The following is a 19,618-nucleotide window of genomic DNA, read 5'->3' as shown; positions in this document are numbered from 1 at the left end:
TTTACCTCCCTCTCTTGCAGTATGGAGGAATGCGTACAAGCTGTTCCAAAACCAACTTACGTTCCCTATGTCAAGTGATCAAACACCTGTTGCCGACATAACTGGCGACGATGATATCAAGCAGTTAGTCGACACTTTCTATGAAACCATCCGGGAGGACGATCTCTAGGGCCCGGTTTTTAATGAAAGGGTGGAGGATTGGTCGAAGCACTTACCAACCATGTATGCCTTTTGGGGTAATATGTTATTTGGCAAAAGAGATTATCACGGGAATCCCATGGCGAAGCACATAAATCTACCTGTCGATCGCGAACATTTTGAGCGCTGGGTCGGATTATTCATCGCGAACGTCGATGAGCTGTTTGTTGGGGAAAAAGCGAATCAAGCGAAAGGGGCGGCCAAGAGCATTGCTCACACCTTTCAGATTCGCATGGGGATTAATCCGTTTGGGAATTCTCAGTCGCTGATCTAGTCGCAGGACGTCTTTATGGTTTGAACTGAAGATACCTGGAACCCTAGCTTCTCTGGATGCTTATGACTCTTCATCGACTATTTGTTATTGTGTTGGCTTTTATGATTTTTTTCGTCGGGTCTTACGGTTCGGTTGCAGAAGACCTTCAGCAACTGTTCGACGATTATTGGGCTGCCCAAATGAAGGAGAATCCGTTTTCGGCAACCGGTTCTGGAGTGGGTCTTCGATTTTCATGTGCATGGTTATAGCCCCAAGCATGAGCAGTCCTAAACCTATTGCTGCAGGTTTTGTAAGATAGGGTAGCCATACACCCGCTATGAGTAGTTATGCTAAGGGGATTATTGTCCACCTAACTACTTTCATAAACCAGAATGGTAGGCCGTAAGCTTCGAATTCTTGTTGCATTGAGGTTGATTCGCCGCCTCGCCATGCTGTGGGACGATTGGTTCTCCGAGTCCAGACGTTCAGCACACACAGTCCAGCAATGATTTGGGTTATTGATAATAAAATATTCATTTCAGTTTGAGTTGAATGTTAGTCGTCAGAGTTCTTGTCGGATCCTGATTGAGTGGTATCTTTGAAAAATCCAATCAACACACCGTAAGCACCCCCCAGAAAGAGAAAGGAGATTACGCAGCCAGCTACTAGAATAACTTGATCATCCATGTCTTCGTCCGGCTAAGATTAGTGCTCCTGCAGAGCAAATGGACGGCACCCAGATGCCTACGAATAGTCCTTCTTCTCTATACCCTTTAAACCATAAGCTCACGGAAAAGACAAAGGAGAGAAAGGCAGCCGTAAGAAAAAATGCCTTAGCCAGCCCATCGCCTTTCAAAAGGCTTCGCAGCGCCGAACCGTTCCGTTGTGATGTGTTAGTGTTCATACGAGATATCTCTTTTGGTTGATATTGAATTCATAATGTTTTCTATCTGCGATTCATTTCAGGGTAATCACAAACTTTAAACAATATTAGAATCACTTTTTATGTTTCAAAAGTGTTTCATTAAGGTGATTTATATTGCAATATATAATTCAATTATATAGCAGATAGTAGTTAGCTGTGTTCAGTATTCGAGTCCTAACGGCCAGGATATGTAATTTATCATTCTGGGCGCATTGATTTCTCAATGACTCGAAAAAGCTTCCTTATTCTGAGAATCAATTGCTCTCTTAGCGTTCTTGCAGAGAAGCTGGGCTATATACCTACTTCTCTTCGGCCGCCCACTTTTTCATGAGGGCGATGTTTCGGGTAAGCGTTTCATTCGCTCCTGGGTCTGAGCTTTTTGAATTCATGTAAACGGCCATGTCGCTATCATATCTGGCTTCTGATTCGGGGCCTTTATCTCCAGTCTTTTTGATCCATGTATCGAGCCGTTTACTGAATCGATCCAGTTGCTTCTTGTATTTGGGATCGTTTGCCAGGTTGTTAATTTCGTAAGGATCATTTTTCAAATCGTAGAGCTCTTCTTTGGGTCTGGGTGCGTTGAAAATCATTTCCTGGGCTTCGTTCAAGGAGCCTGCCTTGTGCGCAGCACGCAGCGCAATTATGATATCCTTTTTGTCCTTGTAGCGATTAGGCTGCAGGTGAGGGCGCTCATACAGGTAGTTGCGGATATACTTGAAACGCTGAGTGCGTAATCCACGCATGTGTTCCACGGTCTCGTCACAGCGGTCACGAGCTGCATAGATGGTATTCCGTTTCTTGTAGCCGTCAGCCAAAATGTCTTTGGCCTGCATTTTCTTGGGAATATCGATTCCGGCCAATCCCAATGAGAGGGCAGCGATGTCGATATGCTCAACCAGGTCATCTCGCTTTTGTCCGGCTTCTAGACCCGGACCTGCAATGATGAGCGGTACGTGTAACCCTTCGTCGTAAAGAAACTGCTTTCCCCGTGCATGACTGATGCCATGATCGGTCATGAAGAGCACCACGGTGTTCTCATAGTCGCCTTCATCCTTTAATCGTTGAATGATGTCTCCAGTAAATTTGTCAGTCAGTCGCACTGAGTCGAGGTAGGCGGCCCAGTCATCAACTAAGACAGGATCGTTTGGATAGTAGGGTGGGAGTTTGACCTGGGATAAGTCCGTAACGCTTCCTAAGTCCCTTTTGATGCGTTCGCGAAAGTTTTTGTTACCCTCCATAGTGCTTGAGCGGTGCTTGCCACCTGGCAAATGGATCTGTGCGAAAAAGGGCTGACCATCCTTCCGTTTACTCCAGTCAGGACCATCATATATATCGCGATCCCATTCGAAGTTGTAGTCTGTTTTACCCAAGGTGTCTCTACTACGATTGGGCCAACCGGTAATCGTGGTGTAGTAACCGGCTTCCTGAAATAACTCGGGGACGGGGCGCACGCCCTTGGGTAAATGAATCTTAATCTCACCACGTCCACTTCGGTGATGATGCGAGCCAATCGACGTTTGATACATGCCTGTAATAAATGCTGATCGATTGGTCGAACAGACCGGAGCCGTTACGTAGGCCTGAGAAAAGAGAACGCCATTCTGGGCCAGTTTGTCCAAGTGTGGCGTCTCAATAGCCGTTTCCCCATAGCAGGAAAGGTTCGCCGACATATCATCAATGATGATCCAGAGGATGTTGGGACGACTATCGGCAAAAAGAAATGTTACCGTAAAGAGGAGGAATAGAAGGGATCGATTTAGAAGTTTCATGGGAATATTCTTAAGGTGAATTTTGTAGGAGATGCTTAGGCTGCGGATAGGATTTTTGCCAAGCCCCAGTTTGGCCTGTTAGCGCAGCATCTTCCAAAGGTAAGCGTAAGACAAGGCTGCAGTGTAGGCACGCTGGTTGAGGTTGGCGCCGCCTCCATGACCGCCTTCGGTGTTCTCGTAGTAATAGACGGGTTTTCCGTATTCCTGAAGACGAGCTACCATCTTACGAGCGTGGGCGGGATGAACGCGGTCATCGCGTGTGTTGGTCCAGTAGTAAACTTTTGGATACTCTTTGTCCGGGCTGAGATTTTGATAAGGCGACCAGAGCTTCATGTATTCCCAATCGTCTGTATCCGGATTTCCATACTCGGCCATCCAGCTGGCCCCAGCCAGGAGCTTGTTGAAGCGTTTCATGTCGGCTAAGGGGACGGCGCTCACGACTGCGTTAAATAATTCCGGTCTTTGTGTGAAAGCACCGCTGACCAATAATCCGCCTTGGGATCCACCCTGAATACCAAGGTGATCTGGGGATGTTACCTTTCTAGCAATGAGATCCTCGGCTACTGCGATAAGATCGTCGAAATTGTTTTGGTGCTTTTCCTGCATGGCCGCCCGGTGCCATTTGGGTCCGAACTCTCCGCCGCCGCGGATATTTGCAACGACATAGACGCCGCCTTTGTTTAACCAGGAGGTTCCTGCGGATCCTGAATATTGAGGTTTTTGAGAGATTTCAAAACCTCCATAAGCGTAGAGTAGGGTCGGGTTGTTGCCATCGGCTTCGAAGCCTTCCGGAGTGACCAGGAAATAGGGGATCTTAGTTCCGTCCTTGGAAGTAGCTTCGTTCTGGACGACGTCCACGCCGCTTGAATCAAACCAAGAAGGTGAAGACTTAATCTTTTGTGGAGCTCCTCCATCTTCCACAAGGTAGAGGCTCGAGGGAGTCCGGAAATCCGTGTAGGTGAAAAAGAAGCTGTTATCCGTTTCACTTGTGCTTCCCAGGCTCACTGTGCCCAATCCAGGCATCGCAATCTCTTCTTTTATCCAAAGGCCGCGACTCAGGTAAGCTCTATAGAGTCGGCTTCGAACATTATCCAAGGTTGAGAATATGAGATGGTCCTTCGTGCTGGTAACTTGATTGAAAGCCACGCGTTCTTCCGGTTCAAAGAGTATGCTGAATGTTCGCTCTCCCTGTAAGAAGGCGGAGAGGTCAATCGACAGCAATGCATCTTGCGGATAAGTACTACCACCGACTTCCCAATCGGATCGAAGATAGACGAGTAGCCTCTTCTTAAATATCCCTTCGAACTCCGCATCTTCCGGAATATCCAGTTTGACCAGCTCTTTTCCCAATTTGATATAGCTTCGCCCTGTAAAGAATTCGGGAGAAACCTGCACCATGTCGTAACGTCCCCCAGGTGTATGCGTGCTGTAACTGCCTACGGCAACATCTTCAACGGAGCCTTCGAAGAGGGTGGATGCCTTCGTGATGGGCTTACCGCGTTTCCATATGCGGGCTGTTCTTGGATAGCCAGAATCCGTCAACGAGCCTTCACCGAAATCAGTGCCTACATGCAACGTGTTTTCATTGAGCCAGGACACGCGTGATTTGGCTTCTTCTAAGTAAAATCCATCTTCTACAAACGCTTTCTTTTCAGCATCGAATTCGCGACTGACGACTGCATCCGCTCCTCCTCGCGATAGATGAATCATTCCATGTCGGCCCTCAGGCTTCAGGAAACTGGTACCTTTCCATACCCAATTTTCGCCTTCGCTCTCAGCGAGAGCATCGATGTCCAGCACCGTCTCCCAGTCAGGATCCTCTGTTTTGAAACTCTCTAAGGACGTCCTTCTCCAGATACCTCGCACGTGATCGGGATCCTGCCAGAAATTGTAAATATACTCGCCACGTAAAGCGGGTGATGGAATGCGGTCCTTCGAGTTATAGATCTCAAGGAGCTTTTCCTGGATAGCTGGAAACTCCGGAACCGCTTCAAACTCGGCTGTGGTCCGATCGCTAATCTCTTTCGCCCAGGCTAGAGCCTTTTCACTTTCGACCTCTTCCATCCAAAGGTAAGGGTCGTCTTCAGCTGCAAAAGTCACAGTGAGGGAAACGCAGAGAAACAAGGCTGTATTTCGAAGAAAATTGATTCTTGGGGAGGTATGCATAGAGTACGACTGTAGTCATCCAATCCATTTTGAAAAGCGAAGATTATTATTGATCTCCTGAATCACGACTTGGCCGCAAATTCTCTGAGCACTTCGATATCTACAAACTCAGACACGGATATATGGGTAGCCTCCAGTTTGACTCGTGGCGCAACGCCTTCCTTGTAAGCTTCGATCCATCGCTGCAGGCAGAGGCACCAGAAGTCGCCTTCGACCAGACCAGGAAAGTGGTACTCCGGCATAGGCGTGATAAGGTCGTTTCCTTTTTCTCGGCTGAAGTCCAAAAACTCATCGTTCACCTGAACGCAGATGGTATGCATACCTCGATCATCCGCACAGGTATCACATTTCCCATTCCGGAAATATCCGGTCATGGGTGATTCGCTGCAGGCGATGAGTTCTTCTCCTAGGACATTGAGGGCCATGGGTTCACGATTAGGAATCCAGAGCGTGAGTCAATGCAGCTAATAATTTATTGCTCCCGCTCGGTAAAATTTAAATGGAGTCAATCTAAGGTGAACCCGGCAAAAAGATTTATAACGAACGGTAGAGACGACTTCATGCAATTCGCAATCGCCTGCTCGGCATCAGCTTTGTTCAATTCACCTGACTGGATGGCGTTGTAAAGTGCAAGTGCTTCGCCGACGGATTGCGGATTTTTTGACGGTTTAGGGATCTCTTTCTCCGGATCCATGGAACGTATCCAATCGTGAACGAGCTGAATGCCTGCTTTATCCATGGTCTTTGGACCGATCATGGGCATGTGGCCTGCGCCTTTGGTGGCGATGCGGTAATAGAAAATCGAATTGTAAGGATTGCCGGGGTCAATGAGGAAGCCTTCGTCCAGGCCTAGGGTTCCTTTTTCGGGGGAGGTGCTTACCAGGCGCATACGATCTGTCGGAACCGCTGCATTGAACATGGATGTGACACCGGCTCCTCCTGAGGTTCTGTGGCAATAGGAGCAGTTGGAATGAATCCAGGATCTTGCTCTTTGATCAATAGGTGCATCCTCATCGTAAGGGTCGGCCAGGTTTTCCATATGAGCCATGGTTTTGAATTCCTTGTCAATGAGCCCTAGTTCAAGAAGCTGATTTAATTGGTCTCCTTTGTCTAATTGACTGGGCAGGAATGCTTGAAGGCTGTAAAAATTACTACCGTGACACCGAAGGCATTCGTCGCGACTTGGAAAGCGGTAGCGGCTACCATCGATTACCGTATCGAGGCCTTCCTTGTGAACCAGCTTTGCGTCCGTTTGTTCCTCGTTCCATTGGTAACTATAGCCGTTCCAAAAACCATCAAAGTGTAATAGTTGGGTTTCTATGCGTTTGCCATTCTTGTGTATGGTTTTTGCAAGTACGGTGTTGTTAGGCTTTTTTAAGCGAAGTAATGGGAGCTCGTCCCGGTAGGCGATAGCTGCTTCCATGCGACCTTTTCCAGGAATACCCACCCAGTAGCTGGAATCGTTTCCGTCCTGCCATGTGGGTGATGTAATGCTAAATGGATATACTCCGGTAGAGGGTAATTCCGATTTAACATCCTTGAAAAGGCCAGTGTTGCTTAATCGTGTAGGGAAGTTACTGACTTGTTTTGTGCCTTCGTTAGCTATGAGGCGGTACAGTTGCCCTTTGTCTGGATGGTCAATAAATAGGAGGTCTCCATTTATATCCTGGCCGAAGCTGACAATGCGTTTTCGAGTATCAGCAATAAGGCGATTGCTACTAACCTGTTTTCCGTCCCATTTCAATGCCCACACTTTTCCGCTATTGTAGTCACCGTAGATGTAGGCGCCTTGCAAATCTGGAAGTCGTGAGCTGTTTAAGAAATAACCTCCGGTTATCGATGCACCGACCGTATGACCGTAATAAGTTACCGGCGGAATGATAGGTGTCGGGCCTTGTTTCTGGTTCGGCTTCAATGGCACTGGCCCTTCCATGATTGACCAACCATAATTTCCACCTTTTTTAACGCGGTAAACCATTTCCCACATTTCCCAGCCGACATCTCCTAGCCAAATTTCATTGGTTCCAGGACGGAAACACATCTTCCAGGGATTACGAAAGCCATAGGCCCAAATTTCGGGGCGTGCTCCTGCAGTATCAACGAAGGGATTATCCTTGGGGATGGCGTAAGGGAGGTCTGGGTCTTTGCTATCTACATCGATGCGACCAACCGTTGAGGCGAGATTACTCAGGTCTTGGCCGACATTGTACTTATCCGGTGGTGACGGGGCGTCTAAATCGCCCACTGTAAAGTAAAGCATACCATCGGGCCCAAAGTGCATGTCACCGCCATTGTGGCCGCTGCCTGGAAACTCTAAGAGATTCTCTTTGCTGCCTGGGACCAGTTGGAGCTGATCATTCATTTTAAAGCGGCTGATCCGAATGTTATTTTCCTCACCCGGGCGTCGTATCTGGAAATAAAAATAGAGCTCCCGGTTTTCTTGAAAGTCAGGATGGAAGACCAGGCCATATAGATTAGCGAGGTGCGGAGCAAGCTCGCTTAGGTCTCCAGCTGGAATTGCTCTCTCGGGTTGTGCATTCAGGTCGGCTGGTAGTATCCAGAGCTTACCTTTTTGTTCACTTATAAAAAGTTTCTCTTCTGATCTGAGAAGGGTGATGTCCAGCGCGTCTTCGAATTCGATATGTGGCCATATCTCTTCGGTTTGATAGGGCAGCGGTGGTTCGGGGGAGCCTTGTATATTTGAATTCGTCCATGGCTCGCGTTCGTTCGACCAAGCTTGAATGGTCAGTAGGGGAAATAATAGAAAAAGGATCCGAGGCATAGATGGGGAATTAGTTGTATTCAAACAGGGCAAACAAATTGATGACAAAAGGATCTTTGGATTGCATGCATTCAGCAACGGCTTTTTTCGCTTTGGATTCGCTCAACTCACCCGATTGTATGGCGTGGTAGAGCGCCAACGCTTCCTGGACGTTCTTGGGTTCGGTAGAAGCATTGGCGATCGGTTTTTCTGGATCCATGGAGCGAATCCAATCATGAATCAATTTAACGCCTTCCTTATCAATCGTTCTTACTCCCACCATGGGCATGTGTCCGGCGCCACGGGTCGCAATACGATAGTAGAGTATAGAGTTGTATGGGTTACCCGGGTCGATCTGGGGAGCGCCTTCCAAGCCAAAATACCCTTTGGTGGGTGGGTAGTTGATCAGTTCCAATTTCGAATTTGGAACGGCGGCGTTCATCTGTGCGGTTAAGCCGGAGCCTCCGGATACCTTGTGGCAATGAGAGCAATTGGAGTGGAGCCAGGAACGGGCACGGAGATCAATCGGCTGCGACTCGTCGTAGGGATTGGTCAGCGGTATTTTGTCAGCAATCTCCACAAATTTATCATCGATGATTCCTAGCTTATTAAAGTTTTGCAGTTGTTTACCCAGATTCATCTGCCCCGGAAAGAAGGCAAGGGGGCGATTGAAGTTACTGCCATGGCAGCGAACACATTCATCGCGCGCCGGGAAGCGATAAGCTTTGCCATCGATCATTGTATCCAAACCACCCTTATCTACGAGGGTGGCGTCTGTTTGCTCCTCGTTCCACTGGTAACTGTAACCTTTCCAGTAACCATCATGATGGAGGATTTGGGTTTCTACCTTGTTGCCATTCTTATGAATGGTTTTCGCCAGGACCATGTCCTTCGGATTATCGTATTGCATGACGGGAGATCCTCGACGTTGGTCAGGCCGTATTTCCAGTCCCGTTTTGTTGGGCATACCCACCCAGTAGTCGGCTTCGTAACCATCATGCCAGATAGGAGCATGGATATCGAATCCGTAAACGCCGTCCGCAGCATCCTGTGAAGATGCGTTGGTGAAAATACCGGTCTCACTCAGTCGGTGGGGAAACTCATCAGAGCGGTCACTGGCGGGATTAGGAATGAGACGTTGCAGGCTGGTATTGTTTAGAAGTTCTGCAAAAAGCAAGTCCCCCTGATTGTCCTGGCCGAATGTAACGATAGCCTGCCGTGTATCGGCGATCACCACATTGCTGGCAACCTTTTCACCATCCCAGTCCAATGCCCACACCTTACCCGTTACATAGTCACCGTAGATATACTTTTCTTGTAGATCTGGTATCCGTGGACTGGTTACAAAGTATCCACCGGTCACCGAAGCACCTTGGATATGATCGTAGGCAGCGGTGGGAGGGCTGATGGGTGAAGGTCCAGAGTCCTGACCGCTATTGGTCGGCATCGGGCCTTCCATGATAGACCATCCATAGTTGCCGCCTTTCTCGACGCGGTAAACCATCTCCCAAATTTCCCAGCCGACGTCACCGGTCCAGACCTCGCCGGATTCAGGATGAAAGCACAGCTTCCAGGGGTTACGAAATCCATAGGCCCAGATCTCAGGGCGAGCGCCTTCCAGGTTTATGAAGGGATTGTCCTTGGGAACTGCGTAGGGCAGTCCGGGATCCTGCTTATCGATATCAATCCGCAAAATCTTACCAGCCAGGTGACTCATGTTCTGACCTGACAAATTGCCGTCGGGTGGGGAAGGAGGCGTCAGGTCACCGATGGGAAGGTAGAGCATGCCGTCAGGTCCAAATTGGATATCCCCTCCGGTGTGACCATTCCCGGTGTAGCGAAGGAATGATTTCTGACTACTGGGGACCAAGCCTCCCTCTGCATCCATTTGAAACTCACTCAGCTCTAATTCGAACTTGTTATTGGTGGTCGTTTTCAGGGCATAGTAGAGGAACATCCTTCGGTTATTCTCAAAATCCGGATGAAACTCGAGCCCCAGCAGACGGAGTAGACCTTGTATTGTGTCCCGGGCGTCAAACTCCAATTCCGCTTTTTCCGGACGTTCGCTGAGATCAGCCGGCAGTGAATAGACATTTCCATCGTGCTCAGTGATAAACAGTCGGTCCTGCGATTCCAGCAGGGTCATGTCCAGGGGACGATCAAAAGTGATATTTGGCCAAACAGTTTCCGCTACATAGGGTGGGGGTGGCTCTGGTGATCCCGTCACTTTGGAGCTGGTCCAGGGCACACGCTCCTGCGCGCACAAGATAGTGGGGAGAAATAAACAGAGTATGATTCTAAGTAGATACTGGGGCATTAGGATAGTGAAGGGCTTGATTAATTAGCGGGATGCCCCAACTTGTCGAACTGTTTTGACTGAACCCACGCAGAGTCCTCCTAAAAAGCGCGTCGCCGTGATCGGTGCCGGTGCCGCTGGGCTGGTAGCCGCTCGGGAGTGTCTGCGGCAAGGATTGGAAGTCCGCGTATTCGAAAAATCGGACAAGGTCGGAGGAGTATGGCAATACACGGACGATGTTGAAGACGACCTCCTTGGGCAAAATCCAGAGCAACCTCTCCACGGCTCACTTTATAAAAGCCTGCGAACCAACTTGCCTAGGAAGCTTATGGCTTATCGTGACTTTCCGTTCGAAACGGAGGAAGGCGTGTCCCAGTTCGTAAGCCATGAACGGGTGCGTAAATATCTGGAAGACTTCGCGGATCATTTTGAACTCAGACCCGTCATCGACTTTGGCAATGGAGTCACTTCCGTTCAGTCTGCCGGAGCAGGGAAATGGTTGGTCGCATCTGAAAAGTGCCCTGAGGAAACCTTCGAAGCAGTCATCGTCTGTAATGGTCACTACGCCAAACCACGGATTCCTGATATCTCGGGCATGGATGAGTTCAATGGGCTCCTGATGCACAGTCACAACTATCGTGTGGCTGATCCGTTTGCAGGGAAACGAGTTGCCCTTTTTGGAGCTGCAGCCTCAGTGCTGGATTTATCTTTGGAAATCAATAAAGTAGCCAAAGAGGTATACTGGTGTGCGGAGGAACATTCGGACATAGATGTGGGGGAGGGTATTCAGAGGTGCGGCGCCCCAGTTGAATTGACAAATGGAAATTTGAAATTGGAGAACGGAAATTTGATCAATCACTTGGATGCCTTCATTTTCTGTACCGGCTATCACTACTCTTTTCCATTCCTTAAAGATGGAATTATTGACGTCGTGGATAATTGGGTACATCCGCTCTACAAAGAATTAATCCCTCCAACGCACCCCACCATTGCATTCGTCGGACTACCCTATGCAGTGATCCCCTTTCCTTTATTTGAGATACAGGCGAAGTGGTTCGCCCGAATGCTTGCGGGAGGTTTTGAGCTACCCTCCCAATCTCGCATGAAAACCTGGTGCGAAGAAAAATCGGAGTGGTTGAAATCCAACAAACCCAAGCAACGCAACTTCCACAAGAAAGGGGAAGAGCTGTATCCACAAATGAACGAGTTGGCCCTTGAGTGTAGTGCTGCCCCGTTACCGGATTGGTTTGTGCCACTTGCAAATCAGGTCCGCTTGGCCCGCCTAAACGATCCTGTAAATTATCGAGATCATCTTTAGGCTCTAAGGGATTACCAATGAGCTTCTAACATCGCCCAGTATACTTTTGACGTATTTCGGTTTCCTAACTACCGGCCTGTAAACAACCGGTCTGAGGACCAGTTCTGGCGGATTCTCAAAATTGTATTCGGTGATTGAGATAAACGCCAGTTCAGCCAAAGACAGTAGCGGATCATTAGAGATTAAATCCGCTGAGAATGCAAAGTTGTTCTCGATTGGAAACCTTTCGGTGATTAGATCTGCCGAAAACGCCAGGTTGTTTCGGATAGGCAGGCGTGGGATTTCCGGTTCTATCGGATTATAAAAATTGAAATCAATAACCAGTGCTGATCCCACCTCCTTAAGGATAGAGCTTACAACTGGTCGATCACTGTAACCGGGTGGTCGAAAGTAGGTCGGACGGGCGGGACGGTCATCGTCGTCAAAATCATCGTCATCATCGAAGCGTGGATGCGGGCGCGGGGCTGTATAAGTTCGTCGAGGTAGACTTAACCCAGGCGGATTGATGGCATCTGTGGTTCGGCTGCTCATGAAATTATCCAGTCGTGCTCGTGGATCCAGTGGATTGACTTCGATCGGAATCGGCACGGGAGCTGTCAATGAGAACAAGCCTCCAGCGGAATACAAGAAATGTAACTGTGGCTGTGAACCGATCACCGGGTTGACCATCGAGTTTTGAATGGTTCGTCTGGTTTTTGGATTATAGTCACGGCCATTCACAAAACTGAATCCGGTTGTTGGATCCACACACCAGCTTTGGTAACCGAATTCGAAGGGTTCTCCTTGCTCGACCGTGCGATTGCCAAAAGCATCAATGCTTTGTTTGGTGGTAACTTCGCTCGTTTCGTTGGTGACCGCTACGACATGTCCTTGAGGATCGGTGTGAATGTAGTAAGTTCCTGTTGAGTCTGTTTTGGAAATAAGTTGTCCATCTAGGTATGTATACCTGGTTACTAACTCATCTGAATCCGCGTCCCATACCTCGATGAGATTACCTCCATCGTAGATATAGCGGTGATTGGAAACCGGCGTGCCATCTGCCTCGGTTTTAATACGCTGAATGCGACGGTCGTATGCATCGTAAGTATACTGAATCAACAAGTTGCCTTCCTGGTCACGCACTTCGACCAAACGGTTGAATGCATCGTAGCTGTAACGGAAAGTTCCATCGTCTGTGAGATTACGATTAGCATCCAGGGTCAATACCTGCGAGCCGATCTTTGTGCAGCTGTTTAGTTCGTCGACGGAGTAGTCTTTGGTTTCAGGAGGGCTTTCTCCTAGCTGAAAAGTTACTGCGGTTCGATTATTCGCATCGTCGTAATCGTAAGTGATTTTCTCCTTAGTGCTTCCGTCGGAATTCACGGTTTCTTCCTCAATTACACGATAAGCGGAGTCATAGAAGTAGTTGGTTACATCTTCATTCTCATTGGTTACGGTACTATGATAGCCGATTGGGGTATAGGTAATCTGTCGGTTGAGCAGATCGTCATTCCCTGTGTCCGAGACTCTCCATTGATCGACTCGGCCCAGCTGATTTCGGTTGCTGGAGGAACTTAATCCATTGCCATACCGGGCCTCGATGGGGAGATACCCCTGGTAGGCTATGTCGGTAATCAGATCCACTGCCTCGCCAATGTTTGGGTTTACACTCAGTTGAATGGCTCTCCCTAATAGATCTCTTGGAATTTCAACATGAGTCTCGTCAGATCCTGTAATTTTAACTGGTCGCCCCGCGGGCCCAGAAGGTAGTTTAGGATGCCTGTTACCGTGCCGACTCCATTTACATTGGCCAGTCCATCCACGTAGAAGACTGGTTCACTGGGACTGGCTTCTCTTAAGTTAGTACGATAGAGAGCGTATTGCGGCAAAAAGCTGCCTTCTGTTCCTGGATAATAGGCAGAGTAAGTAGTGTAGTCGCTCGCAGTTTCTACGGCTTCGAGGCGGTTAATAATGCCTCGGTCTCCATCGAACGGTAGGCCCTCGGCTACATCACCGGTGACGGCGATGAGGTTGGGTTCCAACTCCAGGGCATCCGCATCGTAGTGGAGAATCGCAAACTGATCCGTAGGGTAGATGGGTGTGTCGCCATCGAAGACGCCAAGCCTGGCACTTACGAGAATGTCCTTTCCTTCGTTTAAACTATAATCGGAAAATCCGCTGATAAAATGGGTAGGATCTCCGGGGAGTGAGTCCCATGATTTGGCCACGGAAACAAAATTTTGTCCAACTGAGGGGCGATACCGAAGGGCATCGACAAATCGGCTGCCGTTAATCTCGGCATTTATTTTGGTGGTGCCACTGATTAAATAAGCAAGTGCTCCGTTGCTGTTCAGGCCAAGGGATCCAATACTGCTAACCCTGATCTCACCTTGAGTGGGATCCATATAAGCATTGGGGTTGAATCCCGGGGAGAGGAAGAGCGGGTTCAAGCTGCCTCCGGCATATTCGAAGACGCCGATTCCGGTGAACTGGGAACCAGCTAGAAATACCATGCGGCTATTGATGTACTGAAGGGCAAAAAACCTTCTTAGCACAAAAGACTCATCGGATGAACCGAAGTCGGAGCTGATCGTTACGGTGAACTCTTCGTTTTCTTTGGCCACCAATCGAATGCCCGAATCGCTGGCTATAAATACAGCCGGGTCGCCTGAGGAACCTTTTCCCACCGTTTCCTGGGTGTTTAGGCGGGCTATAAATGCTACGTTGCGTCCTTCGGGATCCAGGGCGATGGGCGGAAGGTTGCGGGTGTTGTCGAGGTCGAAAGGGCTGATAGTACCCAGGTTCAGCACCTTGCCTTCGTCCTCGGCGCTCAAGCCTTGCACTGGCATGCCGGTGGCGGCTGCTTGCTTGAGGTCGTGGTAGCCGTCCTCCTGCAGGTCGGCAAACCAGATGGTTTTGCGGTTCTCTGTGTTGTTGATGCCGCTGGTCAGGCTGGCGACAAAGGCAGCCCGTCGCCCATTGGCTGTCACGGCGGGTGCGGATAGCGCATTGAATATCAGGTCGGAGGTGCCGTTGGGCAATTGACTGCCGGGTGCTTCGTCACCGCGCTTGGCAATCACGAGTGGTAAATTTTCAAAGCTCTGCGACCAAATGGACTGAAAGCCGAGGCAAACTAATAAGGCAAAAGAGAAAAAGAGACTGCGTTTCACGATATGAAGAAATAACTGGCTGGTACACCGAAAACTGTGTCGTGGATAGCCTGGAATTTCGAGAGGATAGAACTTACTTCAGGGAATCCCTTAATGAGTCTCCGTAGAATAACCTCAATTGAGCCTTATCCAGCTTCGATCAGGCGAAAAGGTAGCTCAGGAAAAAAAGCTAGTGTGAGATATCAGAAAATAGGTAGGGATGGAACGCCGGTTCAAGGAAGGTAGAGACAACACCAAAACCGTCCGGGATTTTTTGACGAGCGACTCGTGGTTGATGTCGGCTTTGCCTCGACACGGCATCGAGCCCTAGCACCAAAAGGCATATTAAACTTATAGGCTATACTGATCTCCTATCGTTTTTTTCGACCCAATAGTTGTGCATATGGCTTTAGCAACAACATCTGTTCGCCTATTCCTTAAACAAAATACAAATGGGTCCAGGTACGTTGATCGTATTATTTACCTGATGGCTCATCTGACCAGTCTTTTGATCAATGGCGAAAACGGTAACGGTGTTCGAATGCTGTCCGGCGGTGAGAAGCCAGTTGCCCTCGGGGTCCAGATTGATGTTCCGAGGAAATGCTCCACGGACGTTCTCGACATCTTTGGCAGCCAGGTGCCCTGATTTTTGATTGGCCCAATAAAGAGTGACGGAATCGTCCCCGCGGTTGGAGGAGTAAACAAATTTGCCATTCGGGTGCACCAGGATCTGAGCCGATGAATTGAATTCCTGACGAGCCTTGGCGTCTTCGCTGAGTGCGGGAGTCGTGGTGCGTCGTTCTGTGGTGCCGGCCTTGGCATTGTAGGCAAAGGTGGTTACGGATAGGGTGAGCTCGTTGAGGAGGTAGATGTATTTTCCATCGGTAGAAAACTTCATGTGACGTGGACCACCACCTGGAACAGATTGGGCGTGCCCGTGATGACTGATGGATCCTTTGCGCTCATCCACTTTGTAAATGACGATTTGGTCGAGACCGAGGTCCGGCACAAAAGCAAACTTCCCATCGGGCGAGTAACCGGTCCAGTGAGGGTGGGGAGATTTTTGTCGGCTTTCGACCACGCCTGAGCCGCCTTCGTGTTCAATCAACTGAGAACGTTTGCCCACCGAGCCATCCTTGTTGATGGGAAAGACAGCAACTGAGCCTCCACCATATTGAGCGGTCAAAAGAAACTTTTTGGAAGGATAGACGGAAATATGGGCACCGCCGCCATCGCCAATAGGTTCTGTGTTCAGCGCAGTGAGTTTTCCGCCTTCGCCAACCTTATAAGCAGCGACGCAGGGTTCACCATCGTTACCTACGGTGTAGAGAAACTCCTTATCTGGACCAAACGCGAGGAAACCGGGCGAACCGATTTCTGCTGCCAGAGAGGGCTGTCCTAGTTTTCCGGTTTCAGTGTCAAAGGTGGAATGGTAGATGCCTTTGGTTTGGTTTCCGGCAGTTCCAAAAAATACGTCAATCGAATCGGCCATAAGGAGAGGAGAAATGAGAAGAGAGATTAAAGGGAGAAGTTTATTCATACTCGAAATTGAAACGATGTCGGTGCGCTTGTCCAAGAATTATCAGACTAAGTTTATAAAGTCTGGAGGAATCTGGGGGATAACCCTAGCTTGTTTGGGTGAAATATAGGTTGTTTTTGCGATTTTGGGTAGGAGGCATCTCGTTAGCATTTCTAATGGGCTGTGCTCTTATCCGTGAAGATGACCGTCCGCATCGGGCAGATCGCATCTTCGGTATGCTCATGGGATCGGCCGTGGCTGATGCACTTGCGGGGCCTCATGAGGGTCGTAGTACTGAAGCATCGCAGACTTTTCTTGAGGAGGGAGGATGGGTTGATGCGTTTGATACGCCGTACAGTCGTTGGTATCAGTCGCATTGGAATGTCTACGAACAAGGGGCTAGTTCTGGTACCTATACCGATGATTCAAGGCTGCGCCTTTTTGTTGCCGAGAGCATGTTGGACTTCAGGGGAGAAGGAGTGATGGACCAGTTGTTCCTGGCAGAACAAATATTTCATAAGTACCGTCAATCGCGTACCCGTTTTGTGGATGCTGATAAAGATGTGCTCAAAGAATGCTTTTTAGATATGTGGTTTTGGTGGGAGCTAACCAAGCTGTCTACTTCCGTGCGGATTCCCGAAACTGAACTCTTAAGTCCACCTGCGCGGAGAGAGGAATTGCTGGATGAAAACGAAGAGCCAACTGGCTACTGGAAGTTGGTTGATCGGGAAGCTCAACCGTTAGACAAAAATCTTAAAGCGGAGTGGCATGATGGATCCTATCAGGAAGGGAAAGAGTGGCCGATTGGGCAGATTACATTGCTGCCCTTGGCGACCTACTTTCCAGGAGAACCCGATAAAGCATTTCGGTACCTTCTGGGCATGAACTTTTTAGATATTGGCAACGCTCCGGTTTACCCGGCCTTTATATCTGCACTGCTGGCTGATGGACTAGGAGGTCGTGAGTGAGATAGCGTGCGAAAGAATCTATTGAGTGGTGGTTTGGTGGACTATTTATATGACCAAGGAGCTTACACTGTCGAGATTCTGAAGCCTCAGGTAGTGGAAGCGCTTCAGTTGCCGGATCGCTTTCAGCGACGTGATGACTATCCATCTCGGACCAATTACATCGATTTTGTTAAAGCCCTTCATGAAACTTTTGCGGTGGGAACCGGTTATGAGATGTGTACTTGTGAAGAAATGCTGAGCGTGCCACTAGCCATAGCGGATTATTCCATGAAGCTGGGCCTCCAGACTGCCGTAGAAAACGGAGTCAACTACGGTCGGGACAACGACACGGTGGCTTCCTTTGTGGCTACCCTGGTTGGGGCTTATCGTGGTATGGATGATTTGAGGCCGGAATGGATCGCTTTAGTCCAAAACCAAAATCCAAGTGTCTATACAGCTGAGCTATCAGAAAAACTATCGCTTCTATCCTCACGGATCCGCTAAATCCTGTCGTATTAATTTTATGAACAAGTCTCTCCTCCCATTCTACATTGCTCTTTGCTCTCTTCTCTCCGCTCTTTGCTCGGCTGCCACGCCGCCGAACGTAATCTTCATCTCCATTGATGATTTAAACAACTGGCCGGCGGTACTCAAAGGCCATCCCCAAGCCAAAACTCCTAACATCGATCGCCTGGCTGCACGTGGAACCTTATTTACAGATGCCCATTGCCAGTTCCCGCTCTGTGGCCCATCGCGAGCAAGTCTGATGTCGGGCATGCATTCCACTTCTCTGGAATTCTATACCCACATGAAGGATGAGGAGCTGCAGCAACGGGCTCATGAGAAAGGCACGCTTCTTCTACACGAATATTTCGCTGAGCATGGCTACAAAACCATGGCGGTGGGAAAGATCTGTCATAACCACGTTCCGGAAGGCAGCGTCGATATGAGTGGTGGTCGAGAGCCATTTGGACCTCGACCCAAACCTGGCTTTAAATGGAAAAGCGACAAGACGAGCACAGACTGGGCAGCCCATCCGGAAACAGATGAAGAAACCGCTGATTATCGGTCGGCCACTTGGGCTATCGATCGTTTAGAGGAAGAGCACGACAAACCCTTTCTCCTGATGACTGGATTTCTGCGGCCTCACGTTCCCTGGTTTGTGCCGCAAAAGTGGTTTGATAAACAAGTGGATACCAAGTCGCTGATTCTCCCGCCTTATAAGGCCGACGACTGGGAAGACATTCCTCCCTTTGCTCCAAGTGTGGCTCAAGAACCTCAATATCCGACGACTGAGTGGGCGATCGAAAACAAAGAGTGGGAGAACATCGTTCAGGCATATCTTGCCTGTGTCACTTTTGTTGACGCTCAGGTGGGTCGTGTCCTCGACGCTTTGGAAGATTCCGAGTACGCCGATAATACCATTGTATATTTGTGGACGGATCATGGCTATCACTTGGGTGAAAAGGGTCTCTTTAAGAAAGTAACCCTGTGGGATCGGTCTACGCGTGTACCAATGATGGTCGCCGGACCCGGGCTTCCTCAGGGGCAGGTAAGCGATCGTGTGGTTAGCCTGATCGATATGTATCCTACCTTGCTGGATCTCTGCGGACTCCCTGCTAATCCAAAGAATGAAGGTAGTAGTTTGGTTCCTCTTCTGAAGCGTCCCGAGGGATTCTGGAATCACCCAGCTTTAACAACTTTGTTCCGCTACAATCATTCCGTGACTACCCAAGAGTACCGATATATCCGGTACGAAGATGGCAGTGAAGAGCTCTATGATCGGAAAGCTGATCCGAATGAGTGGAATAACATAGTCGGGGATAAGTCGCTTCATCCTGTAAAACAGCGCCTGGGCAAATACCTGCCGAACTGAGATCGATTATTGGGAACCACATAAAGCACAAAAGGCGTAAAGATTTGGCGGAATTAACTTTCGAGCAAATTAATATCTTTGGCCTCTTAAAGGCATGTCATTTAAAAGCCTGGATTGTCGGTAACAGCAAAGTCTGTTTTTTTTAAGCTGCTATATTTGTAAGGCAGTTATTTTAGAAAGATTACCCTCGTGAACCCGAGATTATCTTAATTACCTTTTTGTGATTCTTGTGTCTTTTGTGGTTCCTACAAAATCTAATTAATAATTTAGACCCCCAAGCGTTTCTTAACCTGCTCCAGGGCTTCTTCGAGATCTTCCTCAGTGTAATCTCGATCATCCAGATCGATGTGTTCTCGAATATCCCAGACATCAAAGCCCGAATAACCCATGTCTTTTAGGCATTCGCTGGCGCAACCTGAGTGACAACCATCGATGACTAATACTTTAGGGGTCATCGCGAGT

At 48.8% G+C, this 19,618-nt stretch carries 13 protein-coding genes and 2 pseudogenes; 5 read left to right on the top strand and 10 right to left on the bottom strand.

The features are described 5' to 3' along the window. Positions 1-67 precede the first annotated feature (67 nt). Positions 68-472: pseudogene (locus GA003_10250) on the top strand (group III truncated hemoglobin). Positions 473-571: 99 nt separating this feature from the next. Here the strand turns inward: GA003_10250 and GA003_10245 are convergent. From GA003_10245 to GA003_10220, 6 genes and pseudogenes are all read right to left on the bottom strand, one after another. Then, a pseudogene (locus tag GA003_10245) lies at positions 572-988 on the bottom strand (DoxX family protein). Positions 989-1,675: 687 nt separating this feature from the next. Further along, complete coding sequence (locus tag GA003_10240) at positions 1,676-3,145, bottom strand: sulfatase (protein QXD26439.1); 1,470 nt, start codon at positions 3,143-3,145, stop codon at positions 1,676-1,678. A gap of 78 nt (positions 3,146-3,223) precedes the next feature. Continuing rightward, positions 3,224-5,311 carry a prolyl oligopeptidase family serine peptidase gene (locus tag GA003_10235; GenBank protein ID QXD26438.1) on the bottom strand — a complete coding sequence of 696 codons (2,088 nt, stop codon included), beginning with the start codon at positions 5,309-5,311 and terminating at the stop codon, positions 3,224-3,226. Positions 5,312-5,373: 62 nt separating this feature from the next. Then, the gene (locus tag GA003_10230) at positions 5,374-5,736 is read right to left on the bottom strand and encodes a DUF2237 domain-containing protein (protein QXD26437.1); all 363 of its coding nucleotides are present in this window, start codon (positions 5,734-5,736) and stop codon (positions 5,374-5,376) included. Positions 5,737-5,816: 80 nt separating this feature from the next. After that, positions 5,817-8,093: a PQQ-dependent sugar dehydrogenase gene (locus GA003_10225; protein ID QXD26436.1), complete on the bottom strand. Its 2,277-nt coding sequence runs from the start codon at positions 8,091-8,093 to the stop codon at positions 5,817-5,819. Positions 8,094-8,103: 10 nt separating this feature from the next. Continuing rightward, the gene (locus GA003_10220; protein QXD30299.1) at positions 8,104-10,389 is read right to left on the bottom strand and encodes a PQQ-dependent sugar dehydrogenase; all 2,286 of its coding nucleotides are present in this window, start codon (positions 10,387-10,389) and stop codon (positions 8,104-8,106) included. A gap of 55 nt (positions 10,390-10,444) precedes the next feature. On the opposite strand from GA003_10220, the gene GA003_10215 reads away from it, so the two are divergent. Further along, positions 10,445-11,686, top strand: a complete 1,242-nt coding sequence (locus GA003_10215) for an NAD(P)-binding domain-containing protein (GenBank protein QXD30298.1) — start codon at positions 10,445-10,447, stop codon at positions 11,684-11,686. A gap of 3 nt (positions 11,687-11,689) precedes the next feature. On the opposite strand, the gene GA003_10210 is transcribed toward GA003_10215, so the two are convergent. The 3 genes from GA003_10210 to GA003_10200 form a co-directional block, all read right to left on the bottom strand. Then, complete coding sequence (locus GA003_10210; protein ID QXD30297.1) at positions 11,690-13,309, bottom strand: hypothetical protein; 1,620 nt, start codon at positions 13,307-13,309, stop codon at positions 11,690-11,692. 44 nt (positions 13,310-13,353) lie between these two features. Continuing rightward, positions 13,354-14,835 (bottom strand): hypothetical protein, encoded by a 1,482-nt coding sequence (locus GA003_10205; GenBank protein ID QXD30296.1) that lies wholly within the window; start codon positions 14,833-14,835, stop codon positions 13,354-13,356. Positions 14,836-15,244: 409 nt separating this feature from the next. Further along, the gene (locus GA003_10200; GenBank protein ID QXD30295.1) at positions 15,245-16,354 is read right to left on the bottom strand and encodes a lactonase family protein; all 1,110 of its coding nucleotides are present in this window, start codon (positions 16,352-16,354) and stop codon (positions 15,245-15,247) included. A 116-nt stretch (positions 16,355-16,470) separates the two neighbouring features. Between GA003_10200 and GA003_10195 the strand changes: the two genes are divergently transcribed. The 3 genes from GA003_10195 to GA003_10185 are packed head-to-tail and all read left to right on the top strand — an operon-like array spanning position 16,471 to position 19,156. Beyond that, entirely contained in the window at positions 16,471-17,301 is an 831-nt protein-coding gene (locus GA003_10195) for an ADP-ribosylglycohydrolase family protein (GenBank protein ID QXD30294.1), read from the top strand. A 6-nt stretch (positions 17,302-17,307) separates the two neighbouring features. After that, entirely contained in the window at positions 17,308-17,784 is a 477-nt protein-coding gene (locus GA003_10190; GenBank protein QXD30293.1) for an ADP-ribosylglycohydrolase family protein, read from the top strand. 19 nt (positions 17,785-17,803) lie between these two features. Beyond that, complete coding sequence (locus GA003_10185; GenBank protein ID QXD30292.1) at positions 17,804-19,156, top strand: sulfatase; 1,353 nt, start codon at positions 17,804-17,806, stop codon at positions 19,154-19,156. A 266-nt stretch (positions 19,157-19,422) separates the two neighbouring features. On the opposite strand, the gene GA003_10180 is transcribed toward GA003_10185, so the two are convergent. Beyond that, positions 19,423-19,611, bottom strand: a complete 189-nt coding sequence (locus tag GA003_10180) for a putative zinc-binding protein (GenBank protein ID QXD30291.1) — start codon at positions 19,609-19,611, stop codon at positions 19,423-19,425. Between the last annotated feature and the right edge of the window lie 7 nt (positions 19,612-19,618).

It is taken from the genome of Opitutia bacterium ISCC 52 (assembly GCA_014529675.2).
Lineage (GTDB): Bacteria > Verrucomicrobiota > Verrucomicrobiia > Opitutales > UBA2995 > UBA2995.
The sequence above is the reverse complement of the archived record's forward strand: the minus strand, read 5'-3'. Positions and strand labels throughout refer to the sequence as shown.

Coding starts and splice junctions, on each gene's coding strand:
- GA003_10220 (QXD30299.1), bottom strand. CDS start 10,389: ATGCCCCAGTATCTACTTAGAATCATACTCTGTTTATTTCTCCCCACT.
- GA003_10200 (QXD30295.1), bottom strand. CDS start 16,354: ATGAATAAACTTCTCCCTTTAATCTCTCTTCTCATTTCTCCTCTCCTT.
- GA003_10240 (QXD26439.1), bottom strand. CDS start 3,145: ATGAAACTTCTAAATCGATCCCTTCTATTCCTCCTCTTTACGGTAACA.
- GA003_10235 (QXD26438.1), bottom strand. CDS start 5,311: ATGCATACCTCCCCAAGAATCAATTTTCTTCGAAATACAGCCTTGTTT.
- GA003_10230 (QXD26437.1), bottom strand. CDS start 5,736: ATGGCCCTCAATGTCCTAGGAGAAGAACTCATCGCCTGCAGCGAATCA.
- GA003_10180 (QXD30291.1), bottom strand. CDS start 19,611: ATGACCCCTAAAGTATTAGTCATCGATGGTTGTCACTCAGGTTGCGCC.
- GA003_10185 (QXD30292.1), top strand. CDS start 17,804: ATGAACAAGTCTCTCCTCCCATTCTACATTGCTCTTTGCTCTCTTCTC.
- GA003_10225 (QXD26436.1), bottom strand. CDS start 8,093: ATGCCTCGGATCCTTTTTCTATTATTTCCCCTACTGACCATTCAAGCT.